Source organism: Collinsella aerofaciens (genome assembly GCF_040926405.1).
Classification (GTDB): Bacteria; Actinomycetota; Coriobacteriia; order Coriobacteriales; family Coriobacteriaceae; genus Collinsella.
In genome coordinates this window covers 41,292-57,282 of sequence record NZ_JBCOIG010000009.1, presented here as the reverse complement: position 1 = coordinate 57,282, position 15,991 = coordinate 41,292, and the positions used below count along the sequence as shown (strand labels likewise).

11 protein-coding genes are annotated in these 15,991 nt (G+C 58.0%); 1 reads left to right on the top strand and 10 read right to left on the bottom strand.

Annotated features, from left to right (window positions below):
* On the bottom strand, nucleotides 1-689 hold a 689-nt coding region (locus AB5758_RS04950; RefSeq protein ID WP_368155416.1), incomplete at its 3' end, for a metallophosphoesterase family protein.
* 253 nt (nucleotides 690-942) lie between these two features.
* On the opposite strand from AB5758_RS04950, the gene AB5758_RS04945 reads away from it, so the two are divergent.
* The gene (locus AB5758_RS04945; RefSeq protein WP_368141211.1) at nucleotides 943-2,544 is read left to right on the top strand and encodes a potassium/proton antiporter; all 1,602 of its coding nucleotides are present in this window, start codon (nucleotides 943-945) and stop codon (nucleotides 2,542-2,544) included.
* A 14-nt stretch (nucleotides 2,545-2,558) separates the two neighbouring features.
* Here the strand turns inward: AB5758_RS04945 and AB5758_RS04940 are convergent, their stop codons facing one another.
* The 9 genes from AB5758_RS04940 to AB5758_RS04900 all read right to left on the bottom strand — a co-directional run.
* Nucleotides 2,559-3,236, bottom strand: coding sequence for a DUF3800 domain-containing protein (locus AB5758_RS04940; protein ID WP_368141212.1), 678 nt, complete (start codon nucleotides 3,234-3,236; stop codon nucleotides 2,559-2,561).
* A gap of 155 nt (nucleotides 3,237-3,391) precedes the next feature.
* On the bottom strand, nucleotides 3,392-3,589 hold the full coding sequence (locus AB5758_RS04935; protein ID WP_320678071.1) for a hypothetical protein: 198 nt from the start codon (nucleotides 3,587-3,589) through the stop codon (nucleotides 3,392-3,394).
* Nucleotides 3,590-3,616: 27 nt separating this feature from the next.
* Nucleotides 3,617-4,981: a hypothetical protein gene (locus tag AB5758_RS04930; protein WP_368141213.1), complete on the bottom strand. Its 1,365-nt coding sequence runs from the start codon at nucleotides 4,979-4,981 to the stop codon at nucleotides 3,617-3,619.
* A 75-nt stretch (nucleotides 4,982-5,056) separates the two neighbouring features.
* On the bottom strand, nucleotides 5,057-7,438 hold the full coding sequence (brxL, locus tag AB5758_RS04925; protein WP_368141214.1) for a protease Lon-related BREX system protein BrxL: 2,382 nt from the start codon (nucleotides 7,436-7,438) through the stop codon (nucleotides 5,057-5,059).
* Between the two features lie 11 nt (nucleotides 7,439-7,449).
* A complete protein-coding gene (gene pglZ / locus AB5758_RS04920) occupies nucleotides 7,450-10,158 on the bottom strand; it encodes a BREX-1 system phosphatase PglZ type A (protein WP_320678074.1) in 2,709 nt (902 codons plus the stop codon).
* A gap of 23 nt (nucleotides 10,159-10,181) precedes the next feature.
* A complete protein-coding gene (locus tag AB5758_RS04915) occupies nucleotides 10,182-11,150 on the bottom strand; it encodes a BREX-1 system adenine-specific DNA-methyltransferase PglX (RefSeq protein WP_368141215.1) in 969 nt (322 codons plus the stop codon).
* Between the two features lie 261 nt (nucleotides 11,151-11,411).
* The gene (locus AB5758_RS04910; RefSeq protein WP_320678076.1) at nucleotides 11,412-12,011 is read right to left on the bottom strand and encodes a hypothetical protein; all 600 of its coding nucleotides are present in this window, start codon (nucleotides 12,009-12,011) and stop codon (nucleotides 11,412-11,414) included.
* 9 nt (nucleotides 12,012-12,020) lie between these two features.
* Nucleotides 12,021-14,531, bottom strand: a complete 2,511-nt coding sequence (gene pglX, locus AB5758_RS04905; RefSeq protein WP_320678077.1) for a BREX-1 system adenine-specific DNA-methyltransferase PglX — start codon at nucleotides 14,529-14,531, stop codon at nucleotides 12,021-12,023.
* A gap of 66 nt (nucleotides 14,532-14,597) precedes the next feature.
* On the bottom strand, nucleotides 14,598-15,991 hold a 1,394-nt coding region (locus tag AB5758_RS04900; protein WP_368155414.1), incomplete at its 5' end, for a hypothetical protein.

The window sequence follows — 15,991 nt, the reverse complement described above, 5'->3', positions numbered from 1 at the left end:
ATCTGCCCGCGTCCCGATTCCTCATCGAGCCCCGCCAGACCACCGACCTCGCAATAGCGACCAAGCGATACCGTGGGAGTGTGACCGCTCACCACGACCGGGCCCCTGCCCTCGGTAGAAAGCAGCCCGGTCGGCACATCCCAATAGCCGTGACGAATCCAGAGCAAGTCATCGGACGACTGTACGGCGAGCATTTGCTGCAGCAGCTCGCGATCGGCATCGACCGCTCCCCTGCCGTCGCCGCAATCGACACCATGCTCAAGCAAAAACGCGCGCGCCGCCTTCATCTCGATTCCAGCATGTACCAGCAGATACGGGCGCTCCTCGGTCTCGACCACTGCGTAGAGCGGCAGCGCGGCCATCCATCGCACGAGCTCCTCGTATGCCTCAAATTCCATGTCGTTGAGCTGCTCGCGCGTCGTCCAGCCACCGTTGATATCCCAGGTCTCGGCATCGAGCGGATCCTGGCCAATGATGGCATCGAGCATGATCTGCTCGTGATTACCCTTGAGCACGCGGGCGTTGGGCAGCGAGCGCACGAGCTTAATAACGCCGACCGGATCGGGCCCGCGATCGATCATGTCGCCCAGCACGTACAGTGTGTCGTCGGACGTCAACGAGATCTTAGACAGGGCCTCGTCAAGCGCACGCACGTGCCCGTGAGCGTCAGATGTCACATAGATCGCCATGGTACGCCTCTCCTTGCATTGCGGCCGAAGCCCGGTGCCGCAACTAAAACTTCAAGTTGAACTTAAACGTTACCCATTGTACTCCGTTGCAATAAAGCTGGAAAGGGTTTCCGAGCAGAGGCAAAGACGGCAGCCGTCTATGACGATATCGCGCACGCCCGCAATCCAACCCCATAAACCCACCATCTTTGGGTACAAATAACCGCAGGCAACCGACCGTGCCACGCCAACCACCCAGGAGCGGACACCATCTATGAACCAGATCCTTCTCTTTATCGGCCTCGTCATCATTTTGTGCCTGACCATCAAACCCGTCGGCAAAAAACTCCCCTTCCCCACCCTGCCCATCTTTATCGCGCTCGGCATGCTGTTGGGCGTCAACGGCCCGGCGCATATCGACTTTAGCGACTATGCGCTCACCGAAACCGTCTGCAGCACGGCGCTGCTGTTCATCATGTTCTACGGCGGCTTTAACACCAATATCGACCGTGCCAAACCCGTCGCTGTGCCGGCGGTGCTGCTGAGCACGCTCGGCGTCGTCATCACTGCCGGCATCACCGGCGTGTTCGCCCGCTTCGCGCTGGGGTTCAACTGGATTGACGGCCTGCTGTTGGGATCGGTCGTGGCATCCACCGACGCGGCCAGCGTCTTTAGCGTGCTGCGCGAGCACAACCTGTCGCTGAGGGGCGGCACCGACTCGCTACTCGAGGTCGAATCGGGCTCCAACGACCCCGTCGCCTACATGCTCACCGCCGTGCTCGCCACACTCGCGGCCGGCGGCGACATCAACATTCCCGCACTGCTGGCCAAGCAGATTATCCTGGGCGCGGGCCTGGGCCTTGCCATCGGCTGGGCGGCGGGCCGCCTGATTGAACGCGCGCACGCAACGGCCGAGGGCGCGCAGACCATCTTTTTGTTCGCCGTGGCGATCGTCGCCTACGCACTACCAAGCTATCTGGGCGGCAACGGCTTTTTGGCTGTATACCTGGCCGGCATTGTGCTGGGTGCGAGCGACATCACTGGCAAGGTCGAGATGGCGCACTTTTTTGACACCCTCACCGAGATGGCCGAGATGACCATCTTCTTTTTGCTGGGCCTGCTCGTTACACCCGCACGCCTGCCGCAAATGCTGCTACCGGGCCTGGCACTCATGGCGTTTATGCTCTTTGCGAGCCGCCCCATCGCCGTAGGCATGCTGCTGGCGCCGTTTAGGACGAACCCTCGCCAGGTTGCGCTCGTAAGCTGGGCGGGTCTGCGCGGAGCAGCTTCGGTCGTCTTTAGTCTCTTTGCCGTGGTGGCCGGCGTTCCCGGCGGACACGACCTATTTGACCTGGTGTTTGTGATTGCCGTGTCGAGCATTGTGGTGCAGGGCTCGCTGCTACCGGCGGTGGCGAAAAAGCTCAATATGATCGACGCGGAAGGCGACGTGCGCCGTACGTTTAACGATTACCGCGACGAGGACGGCATGTCGTTTGTCAAGTTCAAGGTGGGCGCGGGCCATCCGTTTTCCGGACGCTCGCTCGCCGATATTGGCAGCGCAACGGACATGCTGGTGGTCTTGGTGCTGCGTGACGGCGCCCATCCGGTGCTGCCCAACGGCGATACCGTGATCCAGGAAGGCGATCTGCTGGTGATGGCCGCCCCAACGTTCGAAGAGCGTGCCGAGGTTACGCTGCGCGAGGTCACCGTGACACCCCACGGTCGCCTGGCCGGCCAGCGCCTGCGCGATGTGCCGCAAGGCAAGCATCCGTTTATTGTGGTGATGCTCAAGCGCGAAGGCCAAACGATCATCCCCGATGGCAACACCCTAATATACGCCGGCGACGAAGCCGTCATTGCCACACTGGCGTCGTAGTGACCAGGAGGTAGCTAATTTGAGACGGCCTTCTTTCTAATTTCTTTTAGTAAGCCTTTTTTAAACGCAGTACTACCACCAAAAAACTTCTGGTCAGTATTAGTCTGCTTATTCGCCTGATATTTCAGACTCGTAAACTCAATGGTACAGATATAGTCCGCGGCCTGAGCCAAATAGTAATCCGATGAAGTTGTCGGCTTATAGATAACTGCATTTTTAGCCAAAGCGTAATCGATTGCCTTGTGAAGCGCACTCGAAACCGAACCCTGTCCCCCATCGTAGTAAATCTTTACAGCATCAAACTGCTGAAACCAACTCAAATTGTCGAATATGAAATCGATGATTTCACGCCGCATTGCATCAGCAATCTGTTTAAGAGTTCGGTACCGATGCGTCTTGAATACAAACACCTTGTACGAGATGGGCAAATGTCGAAACATAACTCGAAATAGTGAAAACAGCCTTTTTCTCTCACTGATGTCCAAGTCCTTGAACTGATCTTTTCCATTCATGAGAGGAGAAGCATGGAACGGAAGAAGCGGCAATCCGCTTTCGGCTACCGCCCTTTCATATTTCTCTATTCCCTCAGCAATGGGAATATCTTGTTCATGAAAAACAAAGGCCACAAGATAGTATCTTTCACGAAGATCATCGCTTCCAGATTCATCAATAAAGATACTCAGCTCTCGCATGGGCAATCCTTAATAAAAAAGCCGGGGAAAACGTCCCCGGCACTTGGAAGCCCTCTCTTAAGAGATGACCACCTAATTTATACCATGAAATTGGACGTATGTTCAAGCTTGAGTATAAAATACAAACATATGTTCGTCAATAGCAAAGATGGCAATCATTCAGCGTCATCGTCAACGGCAAAGTCGCGGAGGTTGAGGCCTTCGCGTTCGGCTCGGGCTAGGAGCTCTTGCGGCAACTCGTCCTCGATATCCATCACGTCGAGCATGGCGGCCGGAAAGCCCACGCCGGCTGCACTCCCCGCACGGTCGAGCAGGCTCTCGCGTAGCTGATCTGCGTCAACTTCGATCTTCATGGTGAAACCTCCTATCGAGCCAAGCCCCTACTCACCAGCACCGAGCGCGTCAACAGCAGCAACAAAAGCCGCAACCTGCTTGTCGTCCATCTGTGCAGCCAAACGCCCCACGGGCTCATCGTAGGCGAACTGCACCTTATCGATAAAGCAATCCCAAGCACGCTCATCCACACGCACGGCGGCCTCGCAATACTGGCCGAGCTTTTTGAGTCCATACCAAAACGCATTCACATGACGCGCGGGGTCCTCGTCCAGCACACCATCATAGCGGCGCCCGTTAAACTCCCGCATACGCGCCACGGCGACCTCGAGCGAATCGCCGCCATCAGCCGAAGCCTCGTCCACAAGCTCGGGAATCGGAACCTCGCGCTGAACATTATGCCTGGTAACACCGTCATACTCGCCCACTAGCACGTCTTCGTCAAGCCGAGAATCGTAATCGAAATAGCTCAAGCCACTGCAAACCCCATGCGGCGAGCCCGTACCAAACGCACAGAACAACCCGCCGTCGGCAACAACGCGACGGTAGGTCTCAAACGACTTCTTAACCTGAGCAAGCAACTCGGAAAGCTCCCCAGCATCGCACGCCGTCTCGCACGCAACGCACGCAGACTCGGGCAACGATACCGGCTCCACCGTGCTCCCCGCAACGCGGGCGGCGCGCTCGGCCCGATACGCCTGCGCCGCCAAGCGCGCTCGCTGCGCAGCGCCGCGCACGTTGGTAAGCTCGCGCTCCAACGCCACGTCGCCAGCAACATCACCGACCACGTTGTCCACAAACCCGTCAGCGCGCTGCGGGCCAGTCGCACTCAGCTCAGACTCAAACGTCGCTATGATCATGCCCGCAAGGTCCGTCGCATCGGCGGCACAACGCATCTGCTCCAGCTGCGTACATAGCAGGTCTGCGTCCAAAGGCACAGCATCCACAACGTGCACGTCACCCAAACGTGCCACGTCCTGCAGCACTAAAGCGCTGGCCGCATCGTACGCCGCGCGCACCTTGTCCGCCGTATTCGCACGTAGCTTTACCTCGATAAACGCAAGTGTCTGCTCCAGACGCGTCAGCAGCCCGGCCTTGTCCTCCATGCGCAAAAAGGCAGCATAGCGGCGCTCCATCCGTAGCGGTCCAACAATGCCCACCTGCTTGCGAGCGCGTGCAAGCGCGGCGCCCTCAACACGGCGAACATACCCGTCAACAGCCCGCACGGCAGACTCGCGCGCAGCGTGCTCGGAAGCCTCGACGCCCCTAAGCACACCCAACAGCCCGCGGGAGCGCGCCTTGCGCACCAGCTCCCCGCGATCGCACTGCTCAAGCGCCGTCTGACGCTTGCCTACCGATTCAAAGCCAAACAGCTCGTCGAGCAGCTCGCCAACAGAACGCTCGCCCGCCATGGCAAGGCCTCCTCACGCACTACGCACCAACATGTACGCGGGCCCACGCGCACGCAAGCCCGCTCGCCCGCACTCCTACAGATCCAGCGCCTTCTTCGCGGCGTCTACCGGGTCGCCATCCATGTAGAACACCGGACTCAAGCCCGAAATAATCTCGGACGAAACACTCTGCAAACCCGCAATAGCACTCAGCGGCAAAATCACACGCTTGGCGCCGGCGTTTTTGGCCACGCGCATGATGTCCTCGAGCCCACGAATCTCGTCCATGGAGCCCGACATGCGCAAGATTCCCGGAATCGCCAGTGCGGGCATCACCGGGCGGTTGCACGCCGCGGAGCAAAGTCCCACAAACTCGGCGAGCGAGACTTCCTCGGACAGGCCCTTGCTCTGCAGGTCGTTGTAGAACAGCAGGTAATCCTTGGAGCCAATGTGCATGCCCGGCGCCACGCGGTTCGCCAGGTTCACAAAGTTGTCGAACGCGGCCTCCAGCGTATCGCGCACCGGCTTGTTAAAGGCCACGCCCTCGTGCTTAAACTTGCACTCGCCGGCAACGGCCTTGTTCTCCAGCTTGTACACGGCAACCTCGCCGCCCTGCGATCTGCCCACGCCAAACACGTGGCCGGACAGCAGTGGCCCGTCGGGAATCAGCGTGTCCTCGCTCTGCTCGGGCACGCGCACCACGTGCACGTCCTGCGGGTTGTCGGCATCCATATAGCCCAGGTTGACGTCGATAAACTCAACGCCCGCCATAATCTTGAGCTGCTCCTTTACGCGGCGACGGCCCTCGATGGCGTAATCCAACAGCCAGCGCACGTCGTCCTTGTCCATGGCCTCGTCGGGGAACAGCAGCTTTGCAAGGCCACTAAAGGTCTTGCGCACGGCGATCTCGTCACGCTTGTTAAAGTCGCTGTTAAAGCGGAAGTAACGGTCGATATGGTGCGTAAAGTCCTTGCGGCGCATCTCCTTGCAAAACTCCGACAGGCAGTCGGTGATCAGGCCATAATGCCCGGTCAGCAGGCTCGAGCGCATCTTGGGAATCTCCCAGCCCGGCAGGTAATAGTGGATACGGTCGAAGAAGGCCGAATCGTTGTTAAACTCTGGCGGGAACGGATCAAACAGGTGCGTGGTCTTAAGGACGTTTTGCACGGTGTCGTTGATGTTGCCCTCAAAGACCATGGAGGCATCGGCGTTGATCTGGTCGCGGCCGCGCGCGTAGCTGCCACTCGCCATATAGTCCTTCATGATCTGCACGGCATTGGTGTCCTTAAAGCGCATGCCGGCGACCTCATCGAACGTCACGCAGTCCCAATGGCCCACCAAGCCCACGCGATCGGCGCGCATGGAGTTCATACGGCCGAACAGGTTGGCCGTGGTGGTCTGACCGCCCGAAAGCAAGATGGCGTAGGGCGAGACCTCTTTGTAGATATGGCTCTTGCCGGTGCCGCGGGGACCCAGCTCGCACAGGTTATAGTTGCGCTCGATGAGCGGCACCATACGCTCGATAAAGTGGAGGCGCTCTTTCTCGGAAAGCTCGCTGGGTTCGTAGCCAGCCGAGCGCAGCAGCATATTGAGCCACTCGTCGCGCGTAAAGTACTGGCGCTCGTCGATCATGGCATCCAGGTCCAGATTGGGCATCTGGATGGGCGTGAGCGACGCCACGCTAAACGGAGAGTCCTCGGGTCCGCGCTTTTTGCGCTTGGCCTTGGAGCGGCGCGGCGCATCGTCGCCAAAGACCTCCATGCCAAACTCGTCTTCCTCATCCACGGGATGACGGTACTCGATGCTCATAATGCACCAAATGCCACCCTGCAGAATCTTGGAATAGTCGCGCACGTACTCGGCCGGCATTACAAACGGCTCAATAGTCAGATTGGCAAACGACGCCACGTAGATATCTTTGTACTCGTCGAGCTTGGCCGTCACCTTGTCGATGATGGTAAAACGACCCAGCTCGCGAATCTTGGACTTAATGCGCTCGGACTCATCGGGGCGCACGTAGTTATCGGTGAGGATCCTGCGGATGCGCTCCAAACCCTCTGCCACGGCATCCTCGTCGTCGGTCGAGCAGTACATGCCCAGCAGATACTCCAGTACAAAGGTGGGCACGTTGGCGCCGCGCTTCATAAGGGCCGTCAGGTCTTTGCGCACGATCTTGCCAGCAAAGTGCTCGAGCAGCTTGCCGTCCAGCCCATCCATGTCGTAGCCGTCGTCCTCGGGGGCCTCGTCCACGGCCTGGTCATAGCCATCGGTCGAGGATTCGTCCTCGGCGGGCGCCGCAACCTCATCGGGTACCGCGGCCACCGTCGGCTCCGGGGCAGGCGCGGCAGCCACGGCCTCTGCGGCAGTCTCAGCCTCCGGGGCGAGCACGGCCTCCTCTGCAGACACCGCAACCTGCACCGGCGCATTCACATCAATCGAGGGAACTTCCCACAGATTGTCGTCATTGCTATCAAACATAGGGCACACTCCTAAAAACCAAAGTCAGCAACAGGGGCAAACGAAACAGCAATGGTATACGTCTCGCGCCAAACGATCTTGCCCGTCTCGTGCTCGCGGCAGACCAGATAGTACGGACCCTTGGCCGAGAATCCATCCACTGCATGCAACGCAAACTTGGCATGCACCACGCGCTCCTGCGAGTTAACAGAAGTCTTGTTGGCATGCGCCTTGACCGTATCGCTCACCTCGTTGCCACTCGCATCGGTAAACACCAGCTCGTACTCGCACGGCAAGACCTTACCTTGGGCAGGTTCTTCCTGGATCAAGTTGACCGAGAAGAGCGAGTTGGTCACTCGGCGTCCCTCACTTAGTACGCGCAGCGTCGCCGAGCGCGTGTCGACAAAGTCCTTGGAACCCGAGCGCGCACGCCAAAAACCGATAACGGGCACGCAGAGCTCCTGCAGGCTCATGCCGCCGTGGACGTAGTTGTTAGTGCCGCCGGGACGCTTGAAGTGCACGTTCTCGCGCGGGGCAAACCCCTCAAAACCGGCGCCCAAACGTCCCATGTTAACATTAACAAACACCTCACGTACCTCGTCCGAAAGCTCGCCCACGGCCTCGTTGGGCACCACCAGATGACGCTTGCCGTACATGACGGGAGCGTCAAGGACGGGAAGGTCCGGTTTGCCGAGCATCTGGCACTCGCTGAGCTCCCGACGCGTGTAGATAAAGCCGTGGTCCGCCGTTATAACAACACGCGCGCCCGGGGCGTCGGTGCACACGCGACGCGCCAACGCAGCAAGTTCCTCCACGGTGTCCGCACAGGCACCGAAGACGTCATCCTGCGTAGCGGCCTTCTCGCCCGTAGCATCGATCTTGTTGTGGTAGAGGTAGACAAGTCTTGAGTCCTTGAGCAGCGCCTTACGCTCGGTTCCCGCCATGTTGAGGTATGCGCTCGAGCGTAAAGCGCGGGCCGTAGGCTCAACATGGGTAAGCACGGCCTCGCGTTGCGGAGTCGTTGCGGTGGGCTTGCCGTCAGCCAGCACAAACGAACCATCCGCTGCAAGCCCAAGCGCCTGATGCGGCAGCAGCGCGGGCATGCCCACCTCTGTAATGGAGGGAAAGACCGCCTGCATGCTAGAAACCTTGACGTTGCCGCCGCGCTCGCGCTCGAGCAGCGCCGCGACGTCGCAGGCCACCTCATAGCGCAGCGCGTCGCTCACGATAACGACCGTCGTTTTAGCAGAGCCCACAAAGGTGGGCAGCACATGCCAGTAGAACTCATCCTGCCGTTCGGGACCCTCGATGTAGCCGCAATCGGCCAACTCCCCTTGCGCAGCGGATGTCCAGCAGGCATTGGCATCGGCCAAGAACCAGTTACTGTAGAGATTCTCCGCCCAGTCCGCCACAGCGCGGGCAGGCTCCTCGAGCGTATCGCACTCGACGGAGCGCGCCCGCAGATACGCGGTGCACATATGGCGATAGGCAGCATCCATGGAATACCAATCGGACGTATAGGCATCCCACACCTGCTGGGGTTGCGCCAGATGGAACCCGCCCGCATGTGCCTGCCTAAATGCGCACATATCGGCCACAGCGGCAAGCAAACCAAAGTAGCTCTCGACACGGCGATACCAGCTTAGGTCGCAGCGACGCGCCACAAAGGCGCGTGCGTCCTCAACACGGTCTGCACCCTGGGCAAACGAGCAGAACAGCTGCGAGAGCACAGCCTCATTGACGCACGGGAACACATCAAGCGAGGCCAGCGCATCGATCGGCAGAGCCTCAAACCGCACAAAGAGCCCGCGGGCATCCTCCACCAAACGACAGATCTCAAATAGGTCCTCGCTCGACGCCTGGGTATCGGCGGCCTGGTCCCACGCGCGCACCGCCTCAAGGCAATAGGGGCCGTAGGCGGGAGCCACATAGCTTTCGAGTCCCTTGAGCGCTCCCTCGGGAAGCGCGGTAGACGCCGCTGTAAGGAGCACATGGGATGAAAGCATAAGCAATGAGTCGCGCTCATACAGCGGTCCCTCAAACCCATAGCAGCGAAGCATAAAGGCAGAGAGCACATCGCGCACGCAGTACTTGTCCATCAACTCGGCCAGCGCCTCGGGACCCTCGTGCAGCAGCATGGTCATACAGCCACGCAGCACAAACGCGGGGCGCGCGTCACCAAGCTCTTTACCGCCAAAAATCACCGTAAGGATGCCGAGTTCGATATCGGATGCGCCCGAGGCATGCGGAACACACGCGGCAAACTTAGCGCAGCGGGTCTTGGCATCAAAAAACGTCTTGTGCTCGCGCAGGCTCTCGCGCACGGCGTCGATATTCTCGATGCCCAGCTGATCGGCCAAAAGCGAAAGATAGTCAGCCTGGAACTGATCGGCATACAGCTCAACATCGGCAAGCCAATCACCCTCAAGCCTGCCGCGCGGGCAACGGCGATACAGCAAGATATCGCTCGCAAGGTCATCGCGGTTGATGAGCTTCTTGACGGCAAACATACGGCCCTCGCAGGCCTCAACAAAGCGCACCGGGCGCTCAAGGTCACCGTGAGCAGGCATTACGCCGGCATCGGCCCCCACGCCGTCGAAACCCTCGGCAGCCAATCGCTCAAACTCAGGAGCAAACTCGCCGTCTGCATCGTGCCAAACCACCACACGGCGCGGCGCGCATGAGGACAACGGCTGCAAAAATCGCAGCTTGAGCTGTTCTTCTACATCGATCTTGGGCATGAATATCCTTACCGTATCTGCAGTTACTTAATCTTCGCCAGCACATCCTGAAACTTGGCGTAGTTGACCTTGACGCCGTCATCCAGGTCGATCTTAATCATCTGGTCTGCCAAGTGGTGCAGTTTCTCCTCGTAGGCAACGGTCTCTTTGAGCTGGTCGTTGAGCTTTTTGATGCGCTTATCCAAGCGCACGCGCTCGCCGCGCTCGGCACTGACAAGGGCATCGTTGGCATACCCGATCTGGGCACGGTAGCGCTCCTGCTGCTCATGCACATAGTCGGTGCGGATGCGAGCCAACAGGTCAGGCTGGTAGCGATGCATGTAAACAAGGCACTTGAAGCCGTTCTTCTTGCCGCTGTCGAACAGCCAGTAGATGGGGCGCTTCTTATAGGTCTGGCAGTGGTCCTTAAAGAAGTCCTTCAAAAAGTAGGTGCGGATTACCTCGCGCGAGGTACCCTTGCCGCCGAGTGCCTCGGCAATAAAGGCCAGGTTCTGCTCAAGCGTCCCCTCGCCATACACGGTGCGCACAAAGTCGATAAAGTAGCGCACGATGTCGTCGTCAAAGTACTCGTCATCGGTAGTGGGCAGCACGTTATCGCTATCGGGCATAAAGGTCACATGATCAGAGTTGGGCATCTTGACCAGATAGTCATCGACTGTGGCGCCCTGATCGGCCAGGACCAGCCCGTCCACATCCAACGAATAGCGGCCAAACATGCAGCCCACGGCATAGCTTATGAGCGAGGTGATCTCGTCTCGCTTGGTGCGCACGTATTTGTTGCCCTTATAGCTCTCGGGAATCTCGTCGGCGGTATTGAAAATGCGCGCCACCGAAACGTACTTATCCTCGACCTCGATGGGCACCTCACCCTCCATATTGTAGATCTTGGCAAAGATTCGGTTGAGCTCTTCCTCGTTACTGCGAAGCTGCTCGAAGCGAGCATTGACCTCGGCCTTGCGGGCCTCGTATTTTTCTTGAAGTAAAGTGGCCATGAGGCCATCCTTTCATTGTTGATGAGTTGTCAAGAGGCTTAAACTAGGGGACCGAAATCTCCAAAAATACCCCGACCTTACCGATCGACTTCTGGAAAAGCTATTCACCGCATCGGGCATTTGCAAAAACGCACTAGTGACTCATGAAGTCGCAAACCAAACCCTGCGAACTGCATCAAGCGTAAAGGAAAGACAACTTGATATCATTTCTCAGCTCACTAGTTAAAGCCAACTAAATACCCGGACACGAGCTGAAACCCATTAACGAATATCAGGCCCAGCCTTTATCAGCTTCATCCATTTACATAGAGTCGAATTCTTGATTAGAATTCTTGCAGTGAGTCTTTTGATGTCACCTGCCGGGTCATCCTTTCGTTTTCCCGCAACATCCTCGATAGCGAACCATATATCGCCCTTTGACTTAAATGCACAGAATCTGCCGTGAGCAAATCCATTTCGTAAGTGATAAAACAAACTGATCGTTTGATTGCTTTTGGCATCATAAAAGACAGCAGACTCGAAGGGCTTTGACTCGATGCCAGCGCAATCAAACAAATCAGCATTACGCAAAGCCTGTTCCATATCACCAACAGCCGCGGCAGACCAATATAAAGACTTATTTGAGCTTGCTGCCTTAAGTTTTTTATTCAAATATTGGGGTTTTCTCCAGGGAGTATCCCACCCGTATTCAGATACCGGAATGCTTCTGCTAGACAGCCCCGGAGCTGGAGTTTCGACAACAAAGAACCTAAGAAGCGGGGAAAGCACAGGGCCCAGTGACTTTTGAGATAAACCACATTTAACCCATGCAGGATTAGATTCAACAAACACAACCTTATTTGCTGATACTGTTTCAAACATGAATCTCACCTAAACCAAGGGGTTGCGTTTGAAATCCCAGGAGGTTTCAAACGAATCCCAATCGGTTTTTGATAGTTCGCGGCACGAGTCGACCATGTCGTTGACCAACGGCTCCTGTTCCTCGTTCTGAATGATCGGGTAGGTTGCGATTTGGCCTACCTCGAAATTAAGCGTCGGCGAGAGCATGCTTGCGACACGCATGATCACAGAGCTGTTACAAGCTCCCTGGAGATACTTGAGTGACTCCTCGTCGCTAAAAACGCTCGTGCCCGCCACATCAAAGATATGCCCAGCAGGCTTAAAACGAAACGCAATGGACCCGCTTGAAATCTTCGACCAGGTAATCGATGGGCTAAAGAAGCAGTTTGTATTCTGTGGCCTGGAAAGCAATCTACCATTCTGGTCTTTGTAATTACGGATCTCCTGTCCGTCATTCTCCCAGTTAACAACTGAGCTATTATTTCCGTACCATTTGCGGAAATCGCCGCCCTTGTTGTAGGGGAACCACTTGCAAGCGCTTTCAATCGACTCTTGAATAGATCCACAGGAATAGACGCTCTTGCAATCATCGACTTCCCACCACTCGCGAACGAAACGAGCGTTCTCGCCAGTAGCAAGCCCTTGGCGCGGCTTGCCATACTCACTGAGCTGTTTTGCGTTTCCAAACGCATCCAGAAGAGCGTCACTGGCCCAGTAGGCTATGGGAATGCCTGGGATCTGTTTAAAGGTGTCGGCGCCGCGACGGTAGAACCAGCCGCAGTCGGGGTTCTGGATCGCCGCAAGCAGCTTAAGGCGCTTCGCCTCGCTGCCGTTGATGTCGACGAGGCGCACGTAAGCGCCCTCGTATGCCGCGCGACCGTTGTAGATGACATCGGCGGTTACGTTGACGACCTCGCCGCCGATGGCGTCAAATGCGCGGGGGCCGAGATGAGCCATCGAGACAATCGTTTTGCCCTCGATGATCGAAGAGCGCATCTTCTCAAAGCTGCCCAGGAACATCCAACTCTGCATGGTAACCATTGCAGCGTAGCCCTTATCCTCGACAAGGTTAAAACCGCGCTCGATAAAGCACGTGCAGAGGTCGCTCTTCACGTCGGGGTAGTTCTTCTTGATCCACTTGCTCATGAATGGATTAAAGCTGCTGCTGCCCATATACGGAGGATTCGCAACGGTGCAGGCAAAACGACGGGACAGCTTCTCGCAGATGGCGGCAGCGCTTTCGAGCTTAGTTTTGGCCGTAGCGGCAAAAAGGTCATCGGAACAACTCGCGGCGGCAGCCTTGAGCTCGTCGATCTCGTCCTCTGAGGGATTGAGCAGCGAACCGATCTCGCCCAAATGACTCAGCTCCTCGGCGAGCTTCTTGTTACCCGGCAGCTCGTCCTCCCCTAGCGGGATGCTCGAGAGCACGGCAACGTCGGCGCGAACGCCACGCCTAAAGAAGCGACGATCGTGCTCGCGGGCGCACATGGCAAGCGCCAGCTCCGCGATCTGAGCCGCACGGGGGTCGATCTCCATGCCAGCGAGGTTTTTGGTCAGGATGAGCTCCGGGATCTCGCGCTCGCGGTAGCCGCGCTCCTCGTACACGGCAAAGAGCAGCTCAAACGCATAGACCAGGATATGGCCCGAGCCACATGCGGGGTCGCAGAGGGTTATCTCCTCGGGGCTCGAAATGCGGATGAAGTCCTCGTGCTCAGTATCAGGCTCGATGTAATACTCCATGCGCTCGCGCAGCGAACTCCCCGGGTTGTTGAGCATCCACAGACGGCCGAGCGAGTTCTGGACCATATAGCGCACGATCCACTCGGGGGTGAAGAGCTGCGTGGCGGGCGCGATGTCCGCCGCCGCTGCTTTGCGTTTTGCCTTGAAGAACTCGTCTTTGACGTCAGCGTTGTAGTACTGATACATCCAGCCCAGAACGGTCACGCCCTTGCGCCAGCCCTCGTCAGCGAGAATGGTGTTGAGTTTGCCCACCACGCCGTCGGACATCATGAGGCCCTGGGGCAACAGCAGCTCCATGGCACCGCCCACGCGTTCAAAGACGCCCGGCAGGCAATCGGCAAGCTCCTCGCACTGAGCCATAAACAGGTAGCGCCACAGCGGTTCATCCAAGCCCGCCATCTTGAGCTCGGCTATGCGATCGGTATCGGCCGTCGCTATCTCCACGTCCAGTGCGTTCTCCACGGCCTCGCTGCCATGGCTGCCGTCCGCACGGCTCAGCATGCGCATACGGCTGGGGAGCCATCCGCGTGCATCCATAAAGCGAATGGCCACGATGCGGTTGAACCAGGTGTAGGCCGCTCGGTCGCGCAGCGCCTCGTGACCCACCTCTGTCTGTATGCGCAGCAGCTCGTCACGCTGCTCAACCTCAGCAGGACTTAGGGGCAGGCCGTTGACGGTCTCGGACCCAACGGGCGAAGGTGCAGGTTCGGTGATGCCGTAGCGCACCATCTGTGCCTCCACGCCTTTGATGAGCTCTGTACGGGCCCAGGTGCAGAAGCTCTTAAGAGCAGAATCGTTCATGGTTGATGAGCCTTTCTAAACGCCATAAACCACCGGTGCTCGCTTTGGCACCGGTGGCCCCGCGAGTTAGTTGATACGAATCTCGTCGTTTGCAGCGAGCTCCTGCATAAGGCGAGAGCGCAGGTCGTCCACGTAGCGCTCCACGTCCTCTGCGGACAAGAGGCGACTCGGCTTGGCCAAATCGGCGCGGCGCACGGTCTTGATCTTGCGCTGGGGCTTAGACGCGGGCACGGGCGCAGACGATGCGGCGCCCTTGTTGGAGATCTTCTTGACCACCTCACCCGTACTCGTGACCTCGGTGGTGCGGCGCTCGTTGTCCATTCGCATGCGGGCCTCATCCACGGCGTCGTATATCTTGTTGGTTGCAGCAACGATCCAGTTTTCCCAGTTTGCCGCGAGGGCGTTAAGCTCGTTGAGGCTCTGGACGCCATGGGCGCGGTTCTTGAACGACTCATACCTGGTGTTGGCGTCCGCGATGGCATCCTTGGCCTGCTTGACAAAACCATCTTGGCTCTCGGCCTGCTTCCGCAAATCCTGCAGGTCGTTTTCGATACGACACAAGAACTCGTTGCGGCGAATGCCCAGGTGCTTTTTGATGTCTTCCTCGACGGGTGCCATCAACGGCTGAAGGTCTTTAATGCGGCCGTAGGGCTTTGGGTCTTTGAGGATCTCGCGTACCTTTGCCACGTTCTCCACAGCGTTGGGAATGTCATCGGAGGCATACTCGATGCCCTCGGTGCGACTCAAGAAATCCTTGGCGTGGTCAAACGCTGTTCGTTGGTTGGACTCGAAGAACTCAACCACCTTGTCAAAGTCTTCCTTGGCATCGAACAGGCGGTCCTCGTGCTTGGTGAACGTGGTCAAGAACGCCTCGGAATCGCTCTGGTCCTTAAGAACGTCGACCACCTCCGAGCGCATCTTCTCGCACTCGTCCTCACCGGGATACGGGTAGGCCGGCTTGATACCCGTGTAGTAGTCGCGTGCCATGGCGACGCACACCTCACGCAAGCCCTCAAGGCGCTCCTTGAGCTCGGCCACGAGCTTATCCTCGTTGGAGGGCACGGTCTTGAGATCAAACAGGCCACGCATAAGCTCGCCCGTGGCGCGCAGCAACCGGTCGCTCATGCGCACGCGCAAACGCACCTGGGCCTTATCGGCATCCTTACGCAGGAGCGACACCATGCGGCTGTCGTTAGCTTGAACCGTCTGACCGCAAAACAGCACCTGCGCGCGCTGCTCCACTACAAGCTGCGCCACCACATTTGCGATGTCAACCTCGCGCCAGCCATAGGGCTTTTGCTGGTACCTGCGCTGGATATCGCCCATAGCGGTATCCAGGTGGCGCTGGTGCTGAACTTTGAGGTAGTCCTCGACCTCCTTGAGCGCACGCGTGTTACCCGCGTCCATGCCAGCGAGCCCCGCTTGAACGTTGCCCGCCAGAGTGGAGCGGATATCGGAAT